This is a genomic window from Streptomyces vietnamensis (genome assembly GCF_000830005.1).
GTDB classification, from domain to species: Bacteria; Actinomycetota; Actinomycetes; order Streptomycetales; family Streptomycetaceae; genus Streptomyces; species Streptomyces vietnamensis.
The window spans coordinates 6,944,604-6,967,079 of the sequence record NZ_CP010407.1 but is presented as its reverse complement, the minus strand read 5'-3'; the positions used below and the strand labels follow the sequence as shown (position 1 = coordinate 6,967,079).

The following is a 22,476-nucleotide window of genomic DNA, read 5'->3' as shown; positions in this document are numbered from 1 at the left end:
CAATGCGGCGCGCCGAAAGGCTTTGCCACCGGGCCCGCCCCCGACGAGGATCGCGGTCGTGCAGAAGACCGCCCTCGCGCCCTACGCCCGCCTGCCCCGCGCCCACCACGGCCGGCACGTCCTGACCAGCACCGTCGACGTCTCCGGCACCGCCCACCGGCTGCTCGCGGAGCACCCCTCGAAGGCCGGGCGTGACCCGCGTCCCTTCGACGCGGTCGTGGTCTCCGTCCACGACGGCGGTGCCGTGGAAATCACCGACCTGAGCGGCGTACGCACACGGTGGCCGCACCTGGACCGCTTGCCGGACGGCGGGTTCGTCCTCGCCTCGTCCCGCGCCCGCCGGGGCGACAAGGGGCCTCAAGTGCAGGTCTTCGACGTACGCGGCCGCGAGACCACCTCCTTCACCGTCGGGGACGCGATCGAGCACATGCTCGTCGACGAGGCCGGCGAACTCTGGGTCGGGCACTTCGACGAGAACCCGGACGGCATCCGCCGCTGGAGCGCCACGGGGCAGCTCCGCTGGGCGTCCGAGGATGTCCCCGGCGCCGGATGGATCATGGACTGCTACGCCCTGAACGTGTCCGGCGCCGTCGCCTGGGCCTGCCCCTACACCGACTTCCCGCTGCTCGAGATCAGGCCGGGCCTGCCCATGAAGGTGCGGTCCAACACCGTGCGGGGTGCCCATGCGGTCGCCGTCCACGAGGGGTGGGTCGCCTTCGTCGGCGGTTACGGCGAGGAGCGGGACCGGATCGTGTACGGAGGGCTCACCGAGACCTCGGTCGAGGTGGGCGGGACCGGCGTGCTCACCTCGTCCGACGGTGCTCCCCTCGGCCGGCGGCGGGTCGTCGGGCGAGGGAGCAGGGTCTACGTCCAGGCCGAGCCGTTCACGGAGTGGGGCGTGTTCGACCTCAGTGGGTGACGCCCAGGGCCGGGAGCACCGTTTCGGCCACCCGGTACGCCTCCTCCAGGAGCGGGTTCCCGGACAGGATGAACGTGTCCACTCCCAGGTCCTGGTACTCCTTGAGGCGCTCCACGACCTGGGTCGTGGAGCCGACGACGGCCGTGCCGGGCCCGGGGCGGAACAGGCTCATGCCGGGCCACAGGTTCGGGTGGGTCTCCAGCTCGCGGGCCCGGGCCGGGACCCTGCCGCCGTGCTGGCGGAACTGGCGCTGCCAGCCGACGCCGTCCTCGCCCGCGCGCTCCCCGAGCTGCCGGGCGTACGTCGCCTCGCTGGTGACGTCCAGGAGCCGGTCGGCCGCGGCCCAGGCCTCGTCCTCGGTGTCGCGGACGATGAGGTGGAGGCGGAGGCCGATGCGGAGGGTCCGCCCGTGGGCGGCGGCCCGGGCCCGGACGTGGTCCAGCTTCTCCTTCAGCAGGTGCGGGGGTTCGCCCCAGGTGAGGTAGACGTCGACGTGCTCGGCGGCCATCTCGATGCCGGGCTCCGAGGAACCGCCGAACCAGAGCGGGACGTGCGGCGCCTGGACGGGGCGCAGGTCGCGGAAGGAGGCTCCGGCGCCCTTGAGGTCGTAGAACCTCCCCTTGTGGTCGAAGACCTCGCCGGCCGTGAGCCGCTTGACGATCGACCAGTACTCGGCACTGAGTTCGTACCGCTCGTCGTGCTCGACGTGCAGGCCGTACTCCCGCAGGGAGTTCGTCGATCCGTTGACGACGTTGAACCGGAGCCGGCCGCCGAAGAGGTTGTCGAAGCTCAGCGCCATCTTGGCCAGCAGGGTGGGTGAGATCAGCCCCGGGTGGACGGCGAGCAGCGGCTTGAAGCGGGTGCTGGTGGAGGCCGCGAGCGCGGAGCCGAGCGGCCACACGTCGTACAGGTCGGTGGCGAGCAGCGCGCCGGTGAAGCCGAGGCGTTCGACCGTCCCGGCGAGCTGGGTGAGATAGCCGAGGTCGACGGGGCGGCGGCCCTCCGGCTCCCACGGGTAGGCGCCTTCGCGCGGGATGATGTACCAGAGGACCTCGGGGGCCGGGTTCGTCATCGGTCAGGCCTTCCGGGGCAGGGCGTCGGCGACGGTGATCGCGCGGTCGACGAAGCCGGTGCGGTGGAAGATGTCGGCGGCCTGCTGCTGCTCGGCGATGAACTCCTCCGTGACCTCCTCGATGGTCCAGGGCAGGGCCTTGAGCGCGGTCTCCCAGTCCTCGACCGTGCCGCCCTGGTCGGCGGCGGCGATCTCGGCGGCCTCGCGCGGGTGCGCGGCAGCCCACTCGTCGGCCCTCCGCAGCGCGCGGGTGAGCGCCTCGACGAGCTCGGGCCGCTGCTCGGCCAGGTCGCGGCGGGTGAAGAAGACGGACCGGTCGCTGATGACCTCGCCGGTGGGGATCAGGACGCGCAGGCCGCCGGTGCGGCGGGCGGCGGCGAGTTCGGCGCCCTGCGCGACCCAGGCGGTGATCTCGCCGGCGCGGAGCTTCGCCTCGCTGCCGGAGTCGCCGCGTACGGGGGTGATGTCGGTGGCGTACGAGAGTCCGGCGTCGTCCAGGGCCTTGGCGACGAGGTGCGTCTGCCAGGAGCCGACGGCGAGGTGGACGGTGCCGCCCTTGAGGTCGGCGACGGTGCGGACCGGGCTGTCCTCGGGGACGAGGAGGGCGCCGTGGTCGGGGCGGGGCGCGGAGACGGCCGTGTAGACGATGTCGTGACCGGCGGCCTGCGCGGTGACCGGCGGGGTGGAGCCGGTGCCGCCGAAGTCGATGGTGCCGTCGGCGAGATGGGCGCCGGTGCGGACCCCGTCGGTGTACGGGTGCCAGCTCACGGTCTCGCCGAGGGCGGCGAGCTCCTCCTCCGCGTAGCCGAGGCGGGAGAGGTGGTAGAGGGACGGGTTGCTGCGGTGGACGCCGATGACGACGGTCATGCGGAGGCTCCTTCGAGGGGGACGGATGCGGGGACGGGATTGTCCGTGGAGGTGTGGACGCCGAGGTCGGCGAGGAGGCGGCGGCGCAGGGCCACGAAGGCCGGGTCGCCGGGGTCGCGGGGGCCGGGGACGGTCACGGGTTCGTCGGTGACGAGCCGGCCGTCGCGCAGTACGGCGACCCGGTCGGCGAGGCGTACGGCCTCGTCGACGTCGTGGGTGACGAGCAGGACGGCCGGCCGGTGGATCCGGCGGAGTTCGCCGACCAGGTCCTGCATGCGGAGCCGGGTCAGCGCGTCGAGCGCGGCGAACGGCTCGTCGAGCAGCAGGAGTTCGGGCTCACGGACCAGCGCCCTGGCCAGGGCGACGCGCTGGGCCTCGCCGCCGGAGAGGGTCGCCGGCCAGGCGTCGGCGTGCCGCTCAAGACCGACCTCGGCGAGCGCCCGCAGCCCGGTCGCCCGGGTTTCCGCGCCGCGCGGCAGCCCGACGGTGACGTTGGCGAGGACCTTCTTCGAGGGGATGAGCCGGGGCTCCTGGAAGACGATGGTGCGGGCGGCGGGCACGAGGGCCTCTCCCGCGTCGGCTCCGTCGAGGGCGCCGAGGATGCGCAGCAGGGTGGTCTTGCCGCTGCCGCTCGCACCGAGCAGGGCCACGAACTCGCCGCGCCCGATGGTGAGGTCGAGGCCGTCGATGACGGCGCGGTCACCGAAGACCCGGCGCAGTCCCCGTACGCGTACGGCGGTCATGTCGTCCCTCCCGGTCCGGCGGTGCGCCAGGGCATGAGGATCCGCTCCAGGCCGCGGACGAACACGTCGGCGGCGAGGCCGAGGAGTCCGTAGACGAGGATGCAGACGGCGAGGATGTCGGTGCGGGCGTAGCTCTGGGCCTGGGACATCAGATAGCCGATGCCCTCGGTGGCGTTGATCTCCTCGGCGGCGATCAGCGCGATGACGCTCAGCGTCATGGAGAGCCGCAGTCCGGCGAGGAGCGAGGGGAGGGCGCCGGGCAGCACGACCTGGCGGACGATCGCGAACCGGCCGAGACCGAAGCTGCGCATGGCCTCGACGAGTTTGCGGTCCGTGTTGCGGACGCCGCCGGTGGTGGAGACGTACATGGGGAAGGTGGTGGCGACGGCGATGAGCAGGATCTTCGCGGTCTCGTTGATCCCGAACCAGACCATGAAGAGGGGGACGAGGGAGAGGAAGGGGATGGTGCGCAGGGTCTGGAGGGAGGAGTCGAGGAGCTCGTCGCCGAGCCGGGTGAAGCCGGTCGTGATGCCGAGGACGAGTCCGGCGGCGAGGCCGATGACGAGGCCGAGTCCGGAGCGGGTGAGGGAGGTGGCGAGCGCGTCGGGCAGCTGCCCGTTTCCCCACAACTCCCCTACCGCGTCGATGACTTGTGCGGGCGAGGCGAGGACGTCGGGGGTGAGGAGACCGGTGGCGGAGGATGCCCACCAGAGGGCGAGCAGGGCGAACGGGCCGAGCGCGCGGACGGTGACGGCGTAGGTACGGGAGCGGGCGCGGCGGACGGGGGGACGCGGCGCGACGAGCCCCTCCGTCCGCTCCCGTTCCTCGGTGGCGGCCGTCATGACAGCTTCTCGACGTCGAGGAGGTGGGCGGCGATGTCGACCTTCGTCGGGGTGACCTTCTGGTCGGCGTAGAACCGGGCGACGGTCTCGAAGCGCTCGATGTCCTCCGGGCCGATGGGATCGACCGTGCCGCCCTTGGCGGTGAAGTCGATCTGGACCTCCTTGGCCTTGCCGTTGACGGCGGTGGGACCGGCGTCGGTGAAGACGTTGAGGTAGGCGGCCGGGTCCTTCTTCTCCTCGGCGCTGTGCTCGTGGAGGTAGTCGTAGAGCGCCTTGACGATCTCGGGGTGTTCCTTGGCGAACTCCGAACGGACGGCGTTGAGGCTGTAGTTGTCGGATCCGATGGCGGTCCCGTCGGCGACGAAGTGGGCCTTGCCGGAGCCGATCTCGGCGACGGCGTAGGTGGACCAGACGGCCCAGGCGTCGACCTGTCCGGCGTTGAAGACGGCGGCGGTCTGGTCGGGGCGCAGATAGACGCGCTCGACCTTGTCGGCGGGGATCCCGGCCTTGGCGAGGGCCTTGAGGAGCAGGTACTCGCCGGTGCCGCCCTTGTTGACGGCGACCTTGCGGCCGACGAGGTCCCGGACGGAGGTGATGTCCGAGCCCTCGCGGACGAGGATGCCCTCGCCGACGGGGTCGGGGTCGGTGGCGGTGAAGAAGGCGAAGCCGGGGCTCTGGGCGAGGGAGGTGATGCCGGAGGTGATGGAGCCGGTCGCGATGTCGAGCTGGTCGGCGTTCATCGCCTGGGCGGCCGGGGCGAAGGGGCCGGCGCTGCCGGTCCAGGCCACCTTGGCGCCGACGGCGGCGAGGGCCTTGTCGAGGCTGCCGTCCTTCTTGCCGCGGGCGAGGACGCCGGCGTTGCCGGGGTCGGGGATGCGCACGGTGACCGTCGCCTCCCCGCCCTTCTTCCCCTTCGGGTCGCCGCCGTCGTCCGCGGCGCCGCAGGCGGTGACGGTGGAGAGGGCGGCGAGGGCGGCGAGGGCCGCGAGGGCCGCCCGAGCGGCGAACGGGGTGAGTGGGCGCATGGCGGTCTTCCTCCGGAAGGGGGTGAGGCGGGGCGGGGCGCGGGAAGCGCGGGGGTACGGGGCGGGTGCGACGGGGATGCGCGGCGGGCGCGACGGAGGTACGGGGCGGGTGCGGCGGGGGTACGGGGCGGGCTGACGGACCCCGGTCTTACGGGACCGGCTGCGCGGTCGGCTTCGGCGCGGCGGACGCCGCCAGTTGGTGGGCGCGGCGCAGGGGCTCCGGGGCGGCCCAGGCCCGTACGTCGACGGCTTCGGGCAGGAAGCCGTGGGCGCGCAGGGCCTCCTCCTGCCGGGCGAGCAGGTCGAGCCGGGTGCCGGACAGGTCCGGGTGGAGGGTGCGGTGGGTGCCGGGCCGGTAGGCGCCGGCGACGCCCTCGGTGCCCGCCCCGGTCTCGGCGCCGAGGATGCGGGCGACCTCGTCGGGCTCGCCGGCGGCCCAGTCGGCGGCGCGGAGCAGTACGGCGAGGAAACGCGCCACGAGCTCGGGGTGTTCGTCCAGGAGGTCCTGGTGGACGGTGAGGGGGCGCGGGGTTCCGTTGTTGACGCGGTGCGCGGGGTCGGGCAGGTCGTCGAGCTCGACGGCCACCTCGGCGCCGGCACGTCGGGCCGCCTCGACGGCGAGCGCACCCTTCACGTAGACGGCGTCGACCTCGCCCCGGCGCAGGGCGTCGAGCTCGGCGGCCCACTGGCCCTGACGGCCGTCGGCCGGTACGTCGACGAGGTCGGCGTCGCCGAGTCCGTACCCCGCCGAGGCGAGCACGCCCTCGAAGCCGCGCAGGGCCATCGCCCGCCAGAAGTCGATGGGCACGGAGTGGCGCGGCACGGCGAGCCGCAGTCCGCGCAGGGCGGCGGCCCCGCGGACCGGGGAGCCGGGGGCGACGAGCACCGCCTGGCGCTCCTCGATCCAGGTGAGCCCGACGAGCCGGGTGCGCTCGCCGCGCGAACGGGCCCACAGCGCGGGCACGTTGCCGCCCTCGCGGAAGAGTCCTGGCAGGGCGTGGGTGTAGTGGGTGGCGCGGTCGGCGCCGGGTTCGGCGTCCTGGAGCGAGCGGACGGCGATGCCGTCGGGGGCGAACTCCTCCGCCAGCCAGCCGCGGTCGGCGGCGACGCCGGTGGCGGTGGGGACGGGGCAGCGGGTGAACCAGAGCGTGTCGGGCACGCGGGCGTACGTCATGGAGGGTGTCCCGGGGTGTGAAGGGTCGGGAGAGGGCGGCGGGCGGCTCGACGGCTCCGGCCGCGGCCGTGGGTGAAAGGGAGGAGAAGGGGAGGTCGGACCGGGTGGTCACAGGCGCGTGGCGCCCTCGACGTCGACGTCGACGTCACGGAGGACCGGGGCCCCGGCGGGCACGGCCGGGGAGAGTCGACGGCGCGGCGGCGGATCGGTGACTGCGGCGTCAGCGACAGCCGGTGCCGGTGACGCGGGCCAGGTCGATGTGGCGGCGCCGGGTGAGGGCGAGCGGTACGTGTCGTGCGTTCATCGCCGGCCTGCTCCTTCCGACTCGCTGCCGCCGTGGTGTGTTGGCCGGAACCTTGCCACGCCTGTTCCGTCGCCCACAACTCGGCTCCCACGATGTGGGATTGCTTGTGAACACAGTGTTTCCGACCTCGCCCGAGGCCCGAATCGGCTCCCGCCATGTGGGAGCGTGGGAGCCCGATCACCCACGGGGAGCGAACCCTATGACGACCGAGGCCGGCACCGTCCGACCCCCGGCGGGCGCCCAGGCGGTCCGCCGCGCACTGGACGTGCTGCACTGTTTCCACGACAACGGGCCCGACCTGAGCGCCTCCGACCTCGCGCGCCGGCTCGGCCTCTCCACCTCGACGGCGCACCGGCTGGCCCGCACCCTGGTCAGCGCGGGCTTCCTGGAGCAGGACGCCAGGACCGCCCGCTACCGGCTCGGTCCGGCGATGACGGAGCTGGGCCGTCTCTCGTACCACCAGCGGGGGCTGCACCTGGCCGCGCCCGAGCTGTCCGATCTGGCCGAACGGACGGGCGCGACGGCCGATTTGGCGCTTCGGAGCGGCCCGCACGCGGTGATCGTGGCGGGCGGTTCGGTGACGCCGAAGGTGGGGCTGCGCCGGCCGCTGCACTCGACGGCGCTCGGGAAGGTGCTGCTCGCCTGGCCCCGGGCGGGCGAGGGCGGCCCGCGCTCGCTGCCGCCGCTGTACGCGTTCACGGAGCGGACGATCGTCGAACCGCCGGCCCTGGCGGCCGAGTTGGCGCGGGTACGGGAGGCGGGGTACGCCCTCAACGACGGCGAGTCGGCCCACGGGGTGCGGACGGTGGCCGTGCCGATCCTGGAGCGGACGGGGCACGCCCGGTTCGCGCTCGCGGTCCGCGCGACCCCCGAGCTGATCACGGACGCGCGGCTCGACTGGTACGTGGCCCAGGCGCGGGCCTGCGCGCGAGCCCTCGAGGTGCTGCTGCTGACCCCCGGGGAGCGGCGGGACCCTGGAGAGCGGGCGGGGTAGCCCCCGAAGCGGGGAGATTTCCGCACGGTCGTGCGTTCAGTACGATGGGGGCATGAGCGGCAGCACCCCAAGCGGCACCGGGACCAAGACCGACGGACGCGTCGAGCGGGGCAACCAGACCCGGCGCCTCGTCCTCGGCCGGACGATGGACATCGCCTCGGTCGAGGGACTCGAAGGGCTGTCCCTGGGACGCATCGCGACCGAGCTGGAGCTGAGCAAGAGCGGTGTCTTCGCCCTCTTCGGCTCCAAGGAGGAGCTCCAGCTCGCCACCGTCAGGGCCGCCGTCGCCGTCTTCGCCGACCGTGTCGTCGCCCCGCTGAACGACCTGCCGCCGGGCGCGCGGCGGGTGCGCGAGCTGTGCCGGAACTGGCTCGCGTACTCCTCGGAGCGGGTCTTCGCGGGCGGCTGCTTCTTCTACGCGGTCTCGGCCGAGTTCGACGCCCGTACGGGTCCGGTCCACGACGCCGTCGCCCGGACCCGCCGCGACTGGGCGGCGTACGTGGAGGGGGCCCTGACGGAGGCGCGCGCCGCCGGGGAGTTCGCCGAGGACCTGGACGTGGAGCAGCTGGCCTTCGAGGTGATCGCCCTCATGGAGGCGGCCAACGCCCAGTCCGTGCTGTTCGGCGACCCCGGCACGTACGCCCGCGCCGAGCGGGGCATCACGGCCCGGCTGCTCGCCTCGGCCACGGAGAAGGGCCGGGAGGCACTGGCCGACGAGGCCTGAGTCGAGCCGCACCGCCCGAGCCCCCACCATCTGAGCCGCGAGCCGGGCTGGGCCCGTCGCACCGGGGCGGTCCCGCCCGACCGGCACCGCCCCAAGGCTCCTTCCTCTCACGTCCCCGCGCCCGCCGCACCCCGGGCCGCCCGCCCGGCTACGGCGCACTCGCCGACCGGGTGAAGGCCAGGTGTCGCGCGTCCGTGCGCTCCCGGGCGCGCCCGCATGGTGTGCGGGTCGGCCGGAACCGTCGGCACTCCCGCCCCGGTCCGGTCCGCCTGCTGAGAGGAGCGCGCATGTCCGTCCCGGGCAACAACTCGGCCACGATCACCACCCCGTTGGGCTGACCCCCTGGCGTGTCCCGACCGCCGGTTCCGCCACGAGGCCGGAGCCGGCGGTGGCGAACTCCACCGCCTCGGCCACCACTTCCGGGTCCGTGAGGATACGGCGGTGACCGAGGCCCCGGGTGACGACGAGCCGGGCCCGCTCGCCGTGGGCCCGGGCGAGGAACCGTGCCTGGGCCAGGGGCACCATGTCGTCGCCCTCGTCGTGGAACAGCAGGACGGGCGCGCCGAGTTCCTCCGGCGCGTGGTCGGCGCCGAAGCGGTCCCAGACGCCGGGCTCGCCGGGGGCGAGGTGCCCCTCGACGTACCCGCGCATGGCCCGCACCACCCGGTCGTCCAGCCCGAGTCCGGCCCGGAAGCCCTCCATGAGCATGGCGAAGGAGCCGACGCCGCCGAGGCCCACGAAGCGGGCCGTACGGACTCCGTCGCGGAGGGCGAAGAGCGAGGCGAGGACGCCGAAGGAGTGGGCGACGACGGCCTCGAAGTCGCCGTGCCGGGCGTGCAGCTCCCGGATGATCTCCCGGTATTCGACGATGTTGGTGGCCCTGCCGGAGGACTCGCCGTGGCCGGGACCGTCGAAGGCGACCGGGCTGTAGCCGCGCGCGAGGAGCTCCTCGGCGAAGGCGCCGAGCCGCGAGGCGCGGGAGGACCAGCCGTGGACGAGGAGGACGGGCCGCCGGCCGTCGCCCCAGGCGTACGTGACGACCTCCTTGCCCCGGACGCGGAGGGTGCCGGTGCGGGCGGCGGCGAGGACCGCCTGTTCCCCGGGTCGCACCTTCGCCCTGCCGAGGGGGCGGACGAAGAGGTGGAAGGCCCAGCGGCCGGCCGGGCCCGGGGCGACGCGTGCCGTGGTGTTCAGGGCGGTGCGGATGAGCGGAGCCATCGGGTACATGCCGGATCTCCTCGGTCGTCCTGGGTGCACAAAAAATGCTAGCACGACCGTTCGTGTTGTTTTAGGGTGAGCAGTGAGGGCCGGGACGCCCACCCGGAAGCGCCCCGACCCTCGGCTCCCTACTCCTCCGGCGTCCCCTTCCTCGCCCGGCTCGGCTGGACCCGCTTCGGTTCGCCCGGCATCTTCGGGTACTCCGGCGGGTACGGCAGATCGCCCAGACCGCGTTCCGCCTCGTCCCGCCGGGCCAGCTCGAGCAGCGACTCCAGGCCGAAGCGCTCGTCGTCCATGTCCGCGTGGACGTCACCGACCTCGGCATACCGGGCCGGCATCGTCCTGATGTCGAAGTCCTGCGGCACGACCTCGTCGATCTCCTCCCAGCGCAGCGGCGCCGAGACGGGCGCGTGCGGGCGGGGGCGTACGGAGTAGGCGGAGGCCATCGTGCGGTCCCGGGCCGCCTGGTTGTAGTCGACGAAGATCCGCCTGCCGCGCCCCTCCTTCCACCACTCGGTCGTGACCCGCTCCGGCATCCGCCGCTCCAGCTCCCGGCCGCAGGCGATCACCGCCCGCCTGACCTGGGTGAACGTCCACGCAGGGACGATCGGCACGAAGACGTGGAGGCCCCGCCCGCCCGAGGTCTTCGGCCAGCCGCGCAGTCCGTGCTCGTCGAGGACCGCGCGCAGTTCGTGGGCGGCGCGGACGGCGTCGGCGTAGTCCGTGCCGGGCTGCGGGTCGAGGTCGATGCGGAGCTCGTCGGGGTGGTCGGTGTCGTCCCGGCGCACCGGCCAGGGGTGGAAGGTGACGGCGCCGAGGTTGGCCGCCCAGAGCACGGCCGCCGGCTCGGTGGGGCACATCTCCTCGGCCGAGCGGCCACTGGGGAAGGTGATGCGGGCGGTCGGGATCCAGTCGGGCAGGTACTTCGGGGCGTGCTTCTGGAAGAAGGACCCGCCGGCGACCCCGTCGGGGTAGCGCTCCAGGGTGGTGGGGCGGTTCCGCAGGGCGCGGGTGACGCCGTCGCCCACGGCCAGGTAGTACCGGACCAGGTCCATCTTGGTGTAGCCGGGCTCGGGGAAGTACACCTTGTCGGGGTGGGAGACCCGCACGGCCCGGCCGCCGACCTCGACTTCCACCGCCGCCGCCTCGCCTGCCATGCCGGTCAGCCTAGGGCTCGCCGACAACTCCCGCATACCGGACAATCACCCCATGGATCTTCCGGTGATGCCGCCCGTGAAACCCATGCTCGCCAAGACCGTGAAGCGCATCCCGCCCGGGATGCAGTACGAGGCGAAGTGGATGCAGATTGTTCCTGACCTGCACAAATAGCACAGTGGGATGCCCCTCAAGGCACATCCAGGGCACATCCCACAGAGGCGAGAGGCAACGCAGCCACAGAACGCGCAAGACTTGCCCCAAGACCAGCGCAAAGCAGTGATCACCATGAACACCAGCGACACAGATACAAGACCCGCAGGAAGGATCCGCTACGCCGTCGCCCGCGTCGCGTGGTCAGGCATCCCGAACGTGATGCACCACTTCGGCAGCATGTTCACCGACCCCGACGGCGTCCCAGCGCCCTGGCCGACCGACGGCATGATCTTTCGCGCCGTCGACACCCCCTGTATCGGCTGGCGCGGCGCATCGACCCGCACTGCGGCCATCGCCACGGCCCCGGGGAGTCCTGCTGGGACCCGGACGTCGGGTAAGGCCGACGGCGGCGAGCCCCGCCCGCCGCCCACAGCGGGGCGGGGGGGACCTCAGCCTTGCCTGGTCACTCGGGCATGGTCGGTGAACACCCGGCGGAAGAGATCATGTCCGGTGAGGCCCGTGTGTTGCAGCGCCCAGTCCTGCGCGGTCTCCTGCTCGTCCTGGGGACCAGACATCTCGCCGCAGTCAGCCGTCGAGCAGAACGCCTCGTACGTGATTCCGCCCTCGGGCGCATGCCTGATCGTGTGCAGCATGAACCGCAGAACTCGGGTCACGACACGCCCCCTCGATGCGGGTGGCTTCGCACCGTCCGGGCAGCGGCGAAGCGAGCCGACGCGTCACCGCGTCTGCGTGCGGCCTCAAGCGCCCCCATTGCTTCGGCGCACTCGGCGCAGCCTTCCACCGGATTCGCCGCGTACAGCCAGTCGTCCAACGGCAGCTCAATGGGTGCCGTGGAGTATCGCGTGGGCTCACTCATGAACGAGACGCTAGGGACGGCGGCCCAGGGCGACCACGCCATGTTCCCCAATGTTCTCGCCCGCTGGAGGGCTGGTCTCTGATGTTCTCGCGTGACTCCCGAAACGCTGTGCCACGGAGACTGGGGCTCGTGAATGCTGTGGGGGACCAGCTCCGGAGGGGAAGGACGCGATCGATGGCGCGGCAACTGCGGTTCAACGGCACGGGCTCGGGTGGCGGGGGCTGCCCTTCGATCCACGAGGACCTGAACAGTGGCGAGATCATCGTCCACGGGCCGCCCCTCACTGACCAGGACGACATCAGCCAGCTCCAGCACCTCAACGACGGCGAGATCGCGGTCGTCGTACCGCGCGAACTACTCGTCGACTTCGGGCCCAAGGAAGTGACCCGAATGCCCCGCATCATCGACCTGGACGCGTTCGGGAAGCTCTTCGAGACCTTCGAGCACACCGCGTGGCGGCTGGAGACCCGCAGGCGGTTCGCGTCCGACGAAGCCACTGATACCTGGGCGCAGTTCACCGCCGGCCAGTCGGTCGAGTGGGACTACGAGGACGAGTGGTGCATGAACGTCCGTGCCCAGACCGCCCAGGGCAAGCGGTTCGAGCGGGTACGGATCATCGACAACCCGCCCACCCCGGGCCAGCTCTACCTCCTCGACAACGCCAAGCGGAACTGCGCCGTCGGCGAGGACATCCGCAACCTGTGGCGCACCGATGCCGACCGGCTGCGGCTGCCCGCCGAAGACTTCTGGATCTTCGACTCGCGGCTGGTCGCCCTGCTCAACTTCAACGACTCCGACAACCTGGTCGACGTCGAGCTGATCACCGAACCCGTCGAGGTCAACCGCTACGCCCAAGTCCGGGACGCGGCCTGGCACTACGCGGTCCCTTACGAGAGGTTCACGGCGGACGTGACTGCTTAGGATTGAGCACGAAGTAGCGTTGACCGGTGAGCACAGACTTCCAGCAGGCGAGGGCTGCCCTCGGGGCGAGACTCCGCGACCTCCGCATGTCCGCCCCTCAAGGTCGGCTCACCGGCACGGCGCTGGCCCAGCGTCTCGGCTGGCCGCACTCCAAGGTCTACAAGCTGGAGGGCGGACGCCAGACCGCGACCGCCGAGGACCTGACCGCGTGGACTGAGGCGACCGGGCAGCCGGAGGTCGCCGACGAACTGCTGTCCCGTCTGAAGGGGATGGAGTCCCAGATCCGTTCGTGGCAGCGTCAGCTGTCCTCCGGGCACAAGCCGGTCCAGGATGCGCTCACCGCCGAGCATGATCGGACCACCACTCTGAGGATCTGGGAGAACTGCCTCATCGCAGGCATGCTCCAGACCCCGGACTATGCGCGTGCGGTCTTCACCCGACATGCGGATTTCATGCAGTCGCCCCGGGACACAGAAGCCGCCGTACGTGCCCGGATCCGCCGCCAGGAAGCGCTCTACACCTCAGGCAAGCGGTACAAGATCATGATGTGGGAGGGCGCGCTGCGTGCCCTCGTGTGCCCGCCCTCCGTGCTCGCCGCTCAGCTTGACCGGCTCCTCGGCGTCATCGGGCTGGACACGGTCGACGTCGGCATCGTGCCATTCGACGCAGCCTTGAAGATCCAGCCGGCCACCGGATTCTGGATCTACGACAAGCGGCTCGTGATCGTCGAAGACTGGCACGCGGAACTGTGGATCGACGACCACGACGCCATCGCCACCTACATGCGAGCCTGGCGGACTCTGAAGGAGTCGGCCGTGTTCGGCGCCGACGCCCAGCGAGTCATCCACGAGGCGCGGCGACGTACAGCTGTCTGATGGCGGGCTGCTACGGATCCCGAAGCGGTCGATCCCGTCCCGCCGCTGGGCCCTCGCATCTACGATCAGCGCAGACAGAGCTTCGAAGGAGGGGACTGGTGAGGGGACGCAGGGAACTGCCTGTCAGTGAGGCAGACGGTCCGGAGGATGCCGCCAAGTACATGCGAGAGTGCTACTGGGATGAGCTGAAGGAGGCGCAGAAGCGGTACGCCCTGGAACGTGAGAGCGCCGCAGCCCTGCACTGGGAAAGGGCTGAGGCGTGCATCGCACGCTTGGACCTGGATGGCGCCACCGACGCATTCCGCCTCGCTCACGATCCCCTCCCAGCAAGAAGGGCAGCCTTGGAGTGGCAGGAACGGGAGATCATCAAGATCCACAGGGAGTCAGCGGTCCTGGTACGTCCGAGCGCGGCTGATAACCGGTCACACTTCCATCGTGACCCCGACTGCGGGCTCATCAGCGGTGCTGGCAGGAAGCCGCACCAGGCGAGCTGGATGCTGCTCGGTGACGCTCAAGCAACGGGCTACTATCCGTGCAGCCGGTGCTGACTCGGTCAACATCATCCCGAATTTTGACGCCGGGGAGAAAAACGGTCGAGGCCGGGGTCGACCGTGCGCAGAGGGGAGGCGTCGGCACCCCACCCCCCCCTGAGCCCGCACCTTGCTACCGGGCGAGTCAGCCACGATTGGAGTCATATCCCCACCGCCGCCGGCCGTCCTTACCCATGAAGCATTTAGCAGGACGGCCGTCTTCGGCCGTCCCGAGAGCGCCGACGGGCGAGCAGGCATAACCGAACTGAACCCTCGCTTCTGTCTCGGTCTCTTCTTCCTTTTCCTCGTCCTCTGGGTAGTTGGGTGGAGCGGTGGCGGTCTCTGTCGTCACCGTTACGTCGTCGGGTACCGGGTACAGCTCGTCAACGTTGCCGAACTTCGGGGCAAAGTGAGAGAAGAAAAGAACGATAGCGACGAGGATGCCGACGCAGCCTATGCAGCCGCCAGCTACCCCAGCATCGGCCTTGCTCGATCTTCTGGATCTGCTCATGTTGCTGCTCCCCTGCCGCCCGGCACACCGTTCGGTCGAGGATAGGGCTCTGTGTCCGGCAACGAGAGCGGGAGTGTGGGCGTCTGTTCGGCGTGGATGGCCGAAGCTGAGAGCGTCAGAGCTGTCGGCCATGTACTGACCTTGGCTCCAATGGCGTGCACCTATTCGGTTGTCATTCCTCGGCTCGATGCCGGGTCGGGCCGGCTACGCCAAGACGTCGATATGGCGTGCACACGCATCCTGGATGGCCTGGAGGTCAGCACGCGCCCGGGCGGCGCCTCCGGGATAGTCCGCATCGATTCCGGCCAGGACATTCCTGTCCAGTTCGGCTACTACCTCGTCGGCCAGGAACGGCAAGCCGATGGAGCGGTAGCCGGTGTCCACGGTTGTTGAGAGGTCACGCTTGAGAGCGTCCCAGCTCCGTCGGGCCGCCATCTGCTTGTCGGCCTGCTTGTCGTCCGCTCTCCGCGGCGACCGAGCAAGATTCAGTGTGTCCAGGTCGCGAAGCAGACTCTGCACGTCGGTGTGGATCTGCGTGCAGAGCTTCCGTGTGCGAGCCGAGGTCTTATGGGTAACTACGGCCATCGCGACAAGGAGCGTCAGGGCGATGGAGAGCAGCGGCGCAGGGTAGGTGGCGCTGAAGCGTGCGTTCAGAAATGCAGCGATAGCGAGGATCCCCGCCGCGTTCGCGATGGTCCGCGAGATGGCGGCCCTCCGAACGCGACCGGCGAGTCGCTGAAGGAGAAAATCCTTCGGCTCCATCCATCGCATGACGAAAGGGAGCCCGAGGTAGATCAGCATCAGCGACATAGCTGCCGGGCTGAAGTCGATTGGCTGAGCCGTCCCCTTGGCGACCTTGACCGCGACCGCAATGGGCGTACCGAGGGTGAAGAGGGCCATCCCGGATAGGGCCACGACGATCTTGAATAGTCCGTCGCGCAGCGGGTTCTCCTCCAGGAAGCGCTTCAGGGGCGTCATCCCGGAGATCGCGAGGACGCCACCTACAAGGAAGAGAACCAGGCCGAGGGTGCGGTCGTCGCCATCGGTGAGATTGTTGCCGTAGGCGTTGATCAGGATGCCGATGGGGATGCAGGCGAGCCTCCAGTAGGCACGCACGCCATGAGCCGTCATTTGCCAAAGCGTCATGAGCGCAACTGTGTGGCCAGGCATCAGCCGACGGAGGTGATTTGAGTTAGACGTGAGGGTTTGGAGTCGGGACGCTGTCACGGCGCCGGGCCCTTCGTCGTCCATGTGTGCGCGAATCCGCGGTGGTCGTGTCGGCAAGTGCCGCACTCGGCGCACCGGCAGTCGTCGGTGTCGATGCAGGGCTCCTCGCTGCCGAGGACGGGGGTGCCGGTGCGGGTGTAGCCGTCGGCGTCATGGTGGGCGGGGGCCAGGGGCAGGGCCACTCGGGCACGTCCTCGCGTCGCTGGTAACAGAAGTGCTTCGGTACTCAGGTGCCGCACACCTGACTTCACCCCCGCCTTCCTCGCCGTCGGTAAGCCCTTGCTCTCCCGCCACACCAGGTAGTGCCGGGCGGCGGCGTCCTCGTTGTCGTTGAGGCAGCCGCCGGCGCACGGGTCGAAGATCGAATGGATCCCGGGCGGGCACTCGGATCCGTCCAGAGGCGGAGTGGACAGGTCCACGCCGCGGTAGATGCCGGTGTCGGTGCGGTCGCGGGGGAGGAGGCCGTGGTACGGGCAGGTGGTGTCGCGGTCCCAGCGGTAGACGGCGCCGCCTTCCTGTACCCGGACGCAGCGGCATCCCCGGACGCCGTAGGGGGTGTCGGTCACATGTTCCTCCTTCGGGGGGGTGGGGGCTCGGGCGCGTTCGGCATGATGTGCTGGTGAATGCGTTCAGGGTGTTCTTCGAGGGCCACGCCGCCTTCTTCGCTGTCGTGGTGCCGATCGCTGCGATCGCCGGCTCGTACTTCGCTGGTGTGCGAGGTGCGAAGATCCAGGCACGCGGAGGCCAAGATCAGGCTTCAGCAGCCCGAGATGCGGCGGAGATTGCTGCCGAGGCCCAGCGGGTGGCCGCTCTGTGGACGGTGCGGCAGGTTCAGGTTGCCGAGTTCATCCAGAGTGCCCGCGAGGTCAGCATGTCCGCGGATGGGTTCTATAAGAACTACTCCGTTGAAGACCAACAGAGCCGACGTGATCGCGTGTCGGCCGCCGCCAAGACGATGAGCCTGACGGAGGCTGAGATTCAGCTCATCGCCCCGGCGGCAGTCGTGGACGCGTCGTTCAATGTTGCTCGGGCGGCCACAAACGCCTATGTGTGTGCCTTGATGGATGGCCCGACCGTCCGCGCCAGGAGTGCATTGAAGCGCATCGCCTATGGCGATGGCGAACATGAAGTGAAGCGTGCAGCTCTGGCGGCCATCAGGGTTCTTGACGACGAAAGTTCGAGCCACGCCGACCGACAGGAGGCAGTTTCAGCGGTACCCGGCTTGGCCGAGGAACACGTTCTCCGCCTGGGAGACCGTCGCCGTGGTGCTCCCGTGCGTAGGCTTGAAGAGAGGAGAAGAGAACATCAGGAAGCATTCAAAGACAGCATGGCCGCCCTCGTTTCCGCCGCCCGGGAGATGCTGAAGTCCGAGGAGGACGTTGCCCCTACGGTGCCGGAGCAGCGCCGACGATGGAGGCTTCGTAACTCCGTTGCGTCCACCGCAGGTTCGGCATGATGGTCCGGTGAACGCGTTCAGGCAGTACTTCGAGGACAACCCCGAGATCTTCGCCGCCCTGGTGGCCGCCATCGCCATCGTCGGCGGCCTCCTCGGCAGCATCATCGGCGCGAAGATTCAGGCGAACGGCGGCAGGGACCAGGCCGCGGCGGCCCGTGAGGCGGCGCAGATCGCGGCCGAGGCTCAGCGAGTGGCCAATCTGTGGACAGTGAGGCAGGTGCAACTTGCCGACTTCGTGCACGGAGTACGCGAAGTCCAGAGAATTCAAGCGCGCTTCTACATCGAGGATTCTTCCGACGGTGCGTTGACTGCGCAGTTGGACGATGCTGAGCAGGTAGTAAGCAGAAGGGCGGCAGAGATTTCTCTGGTTGCTCCCGCAGCTGTTGTAGCGGCGGCGGCAGAAGTGAGAGAGGGGCTCATGGATGAATCCGTCAACGCCTTTGCGGTGGGGTCCGTCTTCTATGTTCGCCACCTTCTCGATCTGCGAGCTATCAGCGATGACTCATGGGAGGTTGCTGCCGCGGAACAGGCCATTGAAGCGGTAGAGGAGTATCTCCGGTCCAGAGACCAGGATGACGCGAGTGTGAGGGCCACCGCCCAACGACGCGCATACGATGCCGTTCGTGAAGTGACAGGACTCCCTGGCGTGCTGGTGGCGGACGTTCTGCCGGCATTGACAACCCGAGTCAGCGAAATGGCTGTAGAAAGAAACCGATGTCGCCAGAATATTGAGGGCAAGGTGGATCGATTCATTGCCGTTGCCCGGGAGATGCTGAGGTCCGAGGACGATGTCGCCCCGGCGGCGCCGGAGCAGCGCCGGCGATGGTGGCGGGCGGCGTAGGTCGCGACGGAACCTGTGGTGCGCGCCCGCGTGGTCCCAGTAGGATTGGCGTCAGTCCACGCCGATATGGCGTGCGTGGGCGAGGCCGGCGCCCAGGGGTATCCCCGGGGACAGTACCGTCGGGCCGCTCCATTCTTTTTGCTGCGGAAATTCGTGACTTCGTTTGAAGCGCAGCAGTCTCTGTAAGAAAACTTCCGCTGGCGGAAATGCATCCATGCGTGGACAATCTTCCCGTAAGGGGTCCTTGCGTGGAAGAAGGCGCTCCAAATGAACCGTCTCGGAGCCAGCATCGCCCTCGTCGTATCAGCGGGCGTTCTCGCGGCCGGCTGTGGCAGCAGCGGGGGCAACTCTGAACCGAAGAAGCAGGCGACAGCCCAGAGTAAGGCGGAACAGCAGAACGCCGCCTTCCTCGCGCTGCTCGACAAGCATGGAGTGCTCTCGGTGAAGTCTGACGCCGAGTTGGTGGAGATCGGCAGGTCGGCCTGCGAGACTGCTGACCTCCTTCCGGAACATGCAGAGGGTCTTGCCGGGCAACTCCGCTTTAAGACGTCGTTTCTTATGGCTGTCAGAGCGGCATGAGAGCCTCCTGGCATGAGCTACGACCTTGCTGTCTGGGAAGGCGAGAGGCCGGCGGATGACAAGACCGCCGGCCGGGTCTTCGACGACCTGTACGCCCGCTACATCGACAGCGAGGTGGAAGAGCCTCCGTCCGAGCGCATCGCGGCCTACGTGGCCGCGTTGCTTGATCGGTGGTGCGACATCACCGAGGACGAGGAGGACACCTCCCCCTGGTCGACCGGGCCGCTGATCGGCGAGGCCAGCGGTCCGCTGATCTACTTCCCCATGCGGTGGAGCATGGCCAAGGAGGCGTCGGCCTACGCGGCGGCCGTAGCGGAGTCCATGGGCCTGATCTGCTTCGACGTACAGCAGAACCGGCTCAGGCCTTGAGAAGGCTGGCCAAGCGGCGGTAGCCGATGAGGGCTGAGGCTATGCCGACGAAGGCGAGGAAGTGCTCGGCCTTCCGTTCATAGCGCCGGTGAAGCCTTCGACAACCGGCCAGCCAGGACACGGTTCTCTCGACCACCCACCGATGCCGGCCCAGCCGCTGCGAGGACTCGACACCCTTGCGGGCAATGCGATGGCGGATACCGCGCTCGCGAAGCCATCGGCGCAGGTGGTCGTAGTCATAGCCCTTGTCCGCATGCAGCTTCGTCGGCCGCCGACGCCGGGGACCACGGCGGGACCGGATCGGTGGGATGCCGCGCACAAGCGGCTCCAGGCCCAGACTGTCGTGCATGTTCGCCCCGGAGATGCCCAGGGACAGCGGCAGTCCGTTCCGGTCGGTGATCATCAGGTGGATCTTCGATCCCAACTTGCCGCGGTCGGTCGGATTCGGTCCCGTCAGCGGCCCCCTTTTGCAGCCCGCAGGCTGACCGAGTCGATCGCGCACCGCGACCAGTCCAGCTCGCCCCGCGCTCCGAGCTCGTCAAGGATCACGCGGTAGAGCCTTGCCCAGACCCGGTCCTGGCTCCACTGAGCGAACCGGCGGTAGACCGTTTGCCAGGCCGGGCCGAACACCGGCGGCAGCTGCCGCCAGGTGCAGCCCGACGTCGCCACGAAGATGATCGCCGCCAGGGCTTCACGGTCACCTGCCCGGCGCCGGCCACCGCCCTGCGGGCGTATCGCCACCGTCGGTGGCACCACCCGCCGGAACAGCACCCACAACTCGTCCGGAACCAGTCGCTTCACGAGATCCGTCATGCACGGATCAACGAACGATCACGCCATAAGAAACGACGTCTAAGGACGAGTCCTTGAGCGTGGAGGAGTCCCAGACCGTGCTTCAGGCTGCGGTGAAGACCTTCTGCCCTGAGGCTGTTGAGCCTGACCCGACGTAATGGCGGCGATCTTCGCCCGCATCGCTTCGGCCTCCTCGCCCTCCCGGCGGATGAAATCGGGGTCGCGGAGCCGCTCCACCGCGGCCCGGATCTTCACCCAGCGCTCCCCGCAGTACTGGCACGAGGGGCGCATCGGGTAGGAGTGCCCCGAGCACGGCAGGACCAGGCGCCGCAGCTCTTCCCACTCGTCATCCATCGGTGACCTCCGTCCAGTCCACGAATATCCTCAGAGGGCACACCGCGCGGCTTGATCTGAGGGGAACTCTGTGACCACGCACGTCATCCGCCCCGCCCGAACCGGGGACGGCGACACCATCCGCCGCCTGATGCCGCTGGCCTTCGACGACGCCGCCATGGCGAACGCGCTGGCAGATGGGGTCGAGAGGAACAACGGAGAGATTCGCCACGCCTACGGCCCCATCGACGTGCTGATATGCGAAAGCGAGGATCAGCGCGTCGGCATGTTGCTTGCCCAGCCTCCGATTGATCTCCTTGAACGTTTTGCCTTCTCGCCCATACAGTTGGTGACTGTCGCTCAGCAATTGGTGAGCGTCGAGATCGTCGCCGTGGACCCCGCCCATCGGCGTCAGGGCATCGGCAGGGCGCTCATGGAGGAGTTCGAAACCATTGCCCGTGCGCGGGGCGCTGCCAAGCTGTCCCTCAGCTTCCCGGAGAAGGATCCCGATCTCGCCTCCTGGTATGCCAAGCAGGGCTACCAGATCATTGAGGCCCGAGCTGAGTTCGACCTGGAGATAGGCGGCATGATCTTGCCCGTCAGCGACGGCGACTCCGGCCACATCCTGGCGTTCAAGGATCTTGGGTAGTCTCTCGCGGATCTTCACCGTGCTCCCTCCTTCAGCCAGCCGTGGGCGACGGCGATAGTGACGATGAACGCCCAGTCGGCGTCCCCGCGGCCGTAGGACCAGCCGCAGGGGCAGGTGGCCACGTACCGCCACCTGCCCTGGAACGCGACGCCGCTGATACGGGGCTTCACGGGCCGATCGATTCGACGCCGCACGCGACTAGGTCACGCGCCATGTTGCACGGGACGGCGTTGCCCACCATCCGTACCCGGTCCCGTTTCGAGCCCCCACCGGTACGCGCCGAGGAACGCCATCGCCGACGCGTACTTGTGCGCCTGGAGCATCCGGAAGCCGCAGTCCTCGACGCGCAGGGTGGGCTCGACCAGGCCGTGATGGTTGCCCGATGCGCACACCGTGGCGAGGGGCTCGGCGATGAACGGCGGGACGACGATGCTGGTGGTCTCGCGGGTTGTCACTATCCGGGCCGGGTCAACCGCTTATCTGCGATTTGCGTCGACACCCCTACCCCTCCTGACACGGGCGTCCGTGGGTGTAGGTGTCACCGTCGCCGTGTATTGCCGAGGGCCGGGTGCAGGGGTCCGCCGGCGGTGACGGTGACGGTTGCCGCCATCGTCGCCGCCGCGACGCCAAAGCGTGCCGCGGCCACGACACACCAACGCCATGGACAGGGCCTCGGCGTAGTCGCGTTGCGTCCGGTTTGTGATCATCCGAGGCCGAGGAGTGCGAGGGGCCATCGGGGATCGCGGGCGTTGCGTCGCAAGCCCGCGACGCAACGTTGGAGCACAACGGTCCCTTAAAGCGGGTCGCCGCAACTCCTACAGGCGTCTTCGCCATCGTCGTACATTACGCCGCAGCAGTACGTGGGGCCGCCGCTGACTTCATAACAAGCGCTGCACATCTGAGACTGGTCGTCCCAGTCAGTCGCGTTCTCGACGGGATCGTCACACCCTGCACAGACAAGCACTGTCACCGCGCGTCACCCCAGCAATCGGAGGAGGTAAACGGAGAGCAGTAATCGCTGTCGTGTCGCTCGGAGTAGTCGCTCATGTTGGCTGTCGGCTTACCACAGTTCGGACACGTGGGGTGTTCACCCGGACATGTGCGATTGTTATGCCCACCGAGTCCACATACCCTGCATGCCATGACGACAGAGTAGATGAACCTCAGGCGTCGGACCCAAGGCTTCGGCAAAGACTGGATGACGTCCGGTTTGTGATCATGCGAGGCCGAGGAACGCGAGGAGTCGGCAGGTGTTGCGTGCGTTGCGGCGGAGGCCGGCGGCCATGTTCTTGACGCCGCCCAGGCGCATGGCGCCGATGGCGA

Annotated in this window: 25 protein-coding genes; 10 read left to right on the top strand and 15 right to left on the bottom strand. The window is 69.5% G+C overall.

Annotated elements, in window-relative coordinates:
• The first annotated feature begins 58 nt into the window (after positions 1–58).
• Positions 59–919: a hypothetical protein gene (locus tag SVTN_RS31330; protein WP_041132118.1), complete on the top strand. Its 861-nt coding sequence runs from the start codon at positions 59–61 to the stop codon at positions 917–919.
• On the opposite strand, the gene SVTN_RS31325 is transcribed toward SVTN_RS31330, so the two are convergent.
• The 6 genes from SVTN_RS31325 to SVTN_RS31300 all read right to left on the bottom strand — a co-directional run bounded on the left by SVTN_RS31325 (position 909) and on the right by SVTN_RS31300 (position 6,642).
• A complete protein-coding gene (locus SVTN_RS31325) occupies positions 909–1,991 on the bottom strand; it encodes an LLM class flavin-dependent oxidoreductase (RefSeq protein WP_041132117.1) in 1,083 nt (360 codons plus the stop codon). The genes SVTN_RS31330 and SVTN_RS31325 overlap by 11 nt on opposite strands.
• A gap of 3 nt (positions 1,992–1,994) precedes the next feature.
• Positions 1,995–2,858, bottom strand: coding sequence for an ABC transporter substrate-binding protein (locus tag SVTN_RS31320; protein ID WP_041132116.1), 864 nt, complete (start codon positions 2,856–2,858; stop codon positions 1,995–1,997).
• Positions 2,855–3,601, bottom strand: a complete 747-nt coding sequence (locus SVTN_RS31315) for an ABC transporter ATP-binding protein (RefSeq protein WP_052499394.1) — start codon at positions 3,599–3,601, stop codon at positions 2,855–2,857. The genes SVTN_RS31320 and SVTN_RS31315 overlap by 4 nt, the downstream gene beginning before the upstream one ends.
• Positions 3,598–4,443 (bottom strand): ABC transporter permease, encoded by an 846-nt coding sequence (locus SVTN_RS31310; RefSeq protein ID WP_041132115.1) that lies wholly within the window; start codon positions 4,441–4,443, stop codon positions 3,598–3,600. Before SVTN_RS31310 ends, SVTN_RS31315 begins: the two co-directional genes overlap by 4 nt.
• Positions 4,440–5,468 (bottom strand): ABC transporter substrate-binding protein, encoded by a 1,029-nt coding sequence (locus tag SVTN_RS31305; protein WP_041132114.1) that lies wholly within the window; start codon positions 5,466–5,468, stop codon positions 4,440–4,442. Before SVTN_RS31305 ends, SVTN_RS31310 begins: the two co-directional genes overlap by 4 nt.
• A 148-nt stretch (positions 5,469–5,616) precedes the next feature.
• Positions 5,617–6,642, bottom strand: a complete 1,026-nt coding sequence (locus tag SVTN_RS31300) for an ABC transporter substrate-binding protein (protein WP_041132113.1) — start codon at positions 6,640–6,642, stop codon at positions 5,617–5,619.
• A 503-nt stretch (positions 6,643–7,145) separates the two neighbouring features.
• Between SVTN_RS31300 and SVTN_RS31295 the strand changes: the two genes are divergently transcribed.
• Together SVTN_RS31295 and SVTN_RS31290 are read left to right on the top strand one after the other, a co-directional pair.
• Positions 7,146–7,940 carry an IclR family transcriptional regulator gene (locus tag SVTN_RS31295; protein ID WP_041132112.1) on the top strand — a complete coding sequence of 265 codons (795 nt, stop codon included), beginning with the start codon at positions 7,146–7,148 and terminating at the stop codon, positions 7,938–7,940.
• Positions 7,941–7,992: 52 nt separating this feature from the next.
• On the top strand, positions 7,993–8,664 hold the full coding sequence (locus SVTN_RS31290; protein ID WP_041132111.1) for a TetR/AcrR family transcriptional regulator: 672 nt from the start codon (positions 7,993–7,995) through the stop codon (positions 8,662–8,664).
• Between the two features lie 318 nt (positions 8,665–8,982).
• On the opposite strand, the gene SVTN_RS31285 is transcribed toward SVTN_RS31290, so the two are convergent.
• The 3 genes from SVTN_RS31285 to SVTN_RS31270 all read right to left on the bottom strand — a co-directional run bounded on the left by SVTN_RS31285 (position 8,983) and on the right by SVTN_RS31270 (position 11,867).
• Entirely contained in the window at positions 8,983–9,891 is a 909-nt protein-coding gene (locus SVTN_RS31285; protein ID WP_041132110.1) for an alpha/beta fold hydrolase, read from the bottom strand.
• Positions 9,892–10,010: 119 nt separating this feature from the next.
• Positions 10,011–11,039, bottom strand: coding sequence for a non-homologous end-joining DNA ligase (gene ligD, locus SVTN_RS31280; RefSeq protein ID WP_041132109.1), 1,029 nt, complete (start codon positions 11,037–11,039; stop codon positions 10,011–10,013).
• Between the two features lie 603 nt (positions 11,040–11,642).
• Positions 11,643–11,867 (bottom strand): DUF7848 domain-containing protein, encoded by a 225-nt coding sequence (locus SVTN_RS31270; RefSeq protein ID WP_245727694.1) that lies wholly within the window; start codon positions 11,865–11,867, stop codon positions 11,643–11,645.
• A gap of 377 nt (positions 11,868–12,244) precedes the next feature.
• Here SVTN_RS31270 and SVTN_RS31265 point away from each other — a divergent pair, with 377 nt between their 5' ends.
• Together SVTN_RS31265 and SVTN_RS31260 are read left to right on the top strand one after the other, a co-directional pair.
• Positions 12,245–12,991, top strand: coding sequence for a DUF6879 family protein (locus tag SVTN_RS31265; protein ID WP_041132107.1), 747 nt, complete (start codon positions 12,245–12,247; stop codon positions 12,989–12,991).
• A gap of 26 nt (positions 12,992–13,017) precedes the next feature.
• Positions 13,018–13,866 (top strand): helix-turn-helix domain-containing protein, encoded by an 849-nt coding sequence (locus SVTN_RS31260; RefSeq protein ID WP_041132106.1) that lies wholly within the window; start codon positions 13,018–13,020, stop codon positions 13,864–13,866.
• Between the two features lie 675 nt (positions 13,867–14,541).
• Here SVTN_RS31260 and SVTN_RS44410 read toward each other — a convergent pair.
• From SVTN_RS44410 to SVTN_RS31245, 3 genes are all read right to left on the bottom strand, one after another.
• Positions 14,542–14,907 carry a hypothetical protein gene (locus tag SVTN_RS44410; protein WP_159026515.1) on the bottom strand — a complete coding sequence of 122 codons (366 nt, stop codon included), beginning with the start codon at positions 14,905–14,907 and terminating at the stop codon, positions 14,542–14,544.
• A 204-nt stretch (positions 14,908–15,111) separates the two neighbouring features.
• On the bottom strand, positions 15,112–16,053 hold the full coding sequence (locus SVTN_RS31250; protein WP_159026514.1) for a hypothetical protein: 942 nt from the start codon (positions 16,051–16,053) through the stop codon (positions 15,112–15,114).
• Between the two features lie 77 nt (positions 16,054–16,130).
• Positions 16,131–16,700: a hypothetical protein gene (locus tag SVTN_RS31245; RefSeq protein WP_041132103.1), complete on the bottom strand. Its 570-nt coding sequence runs from the start codon at positions 16,698–16,700 to the stop codon at positions 16,131–16,133.
• A 53-nt stretch (positions 16,701–16,753) separates the two neighbouring features.
• On the opposite strand from SVTN_RS31245, the gene SVTN_RS31240 reads away from it, so the two are divergent.
• From SVTN_RS31240 to SVTN_RS31225, 4 genes are all read left to right on the top strand, one after another.
• The gene (locus tag SVTN_RS31240; protein ID WP_159026513.1) at positions 16,754–17,590 is read left to right on the top strand and encodes a hypothetical protein; all 837 of its coding nucleotides are present in this window, start codon (positions 16,754–16,756) and stop codon (positions 17,588–17,590) included.
• A gap of 7 nt (positions 17,591–17,597) precedes the next feature.
• Positions 17,598–18,431 carry a hypothetical protein gene (locus SVTN_RS31235; RefSeq protein ID WP_041132101.1) on the top strand — a complete coding sequence of 278 codons (834 nt, stop codon included), beginning with the start codon at positions 17,598–17,600 and terminating at the stop codon, positions 18,429–18,431.
• A 267-nt stretch (positions 18,432–18,698) separates the two neighbouring features.
• Entirely contained in the window at positions 18,699–19,010 is a 312-nt protein-coding gene (locus SVTN_RS31230; RefSeq protein ID WP_041132100.1) for a DUF732 domain-containing protein, read from the top strand.
• Positions 19,011–19,022: 12 nt separating this feature from the next.
• Positions 19,023–19,379, top strand: a complete 357-nt coding sequence (locus SVTN_RS31225) for a hypothetical protein (RefSeq protein WP_041132099.1) — start codon at positions 19,023–19,025, stop codon at positions 19,377–19,379.
• Here the strand turns inward: SVTN_RS31225 and SVTN_RS43350 are convergent.
• Positions 19,369–20,192 (bottom strand): IS5 family transposase gene (locus tag SVTN_RS43350; RefSeq protein ID WP_167352217.1). Its coding sequence is split into 2 segments (ribosomal slippage): positions 19,369–19,838 and positions 19,838–20,192, totalling 825 coding nucleotides; the frame shifts between segments, so codons are not numbered across the junction. The two genes, SVTN_RS31225 and SVTN_RS43350, sit on opposite strands and share 11 nt — an antisense overlap.
• Positions 20,193–20,595: 403 nt before the next feature.
• Here SVTN_RS43350 and SVTN_RS31210 point away from each other — a divergent pair.
• Entirely contained in the window at positions 20,596–21,153 is a 558-nt protein-coding gene (locus SVTN_RS31210) for a GNAT family N-acetyltransferase (protein WP_041132096.1), read from the top strand.
• A 14-nt stretch (positions 21,154–21,167) separates the two neighbouring features.
• Here SVTN_RS31210 and SVTN_RS44405 read toward each other — a convergent pair whose 3' ends face one another.
• Both SVTN_RS44405 and SVTN_RS31205 read right to left on the bottom strand, forming a co-directional pair.
• Complete coding sequence (locus SVTN_RS44405; protein ID WP_159026512.1) at positions 21,168–21,323, bottom strand: hypothetical protein; 156 nt, start codon at positions 21,321–21,323, stop codon at positions 21,168–21,170.
• A 33-nt stretch (positions 21,324–21,356) separates the two neighbouring features.
• A complete protein-coding gene (locus SVTN_RS31205; protein ID WP_041132095.1) occupies positions 21,357–21,608 on the bottom strand; it encodes a hypothetical protein in 252 nt (83 codons plus the stop codon).
• Positions 21,609–22,476 lie beyond the last annotated feature (868 nt).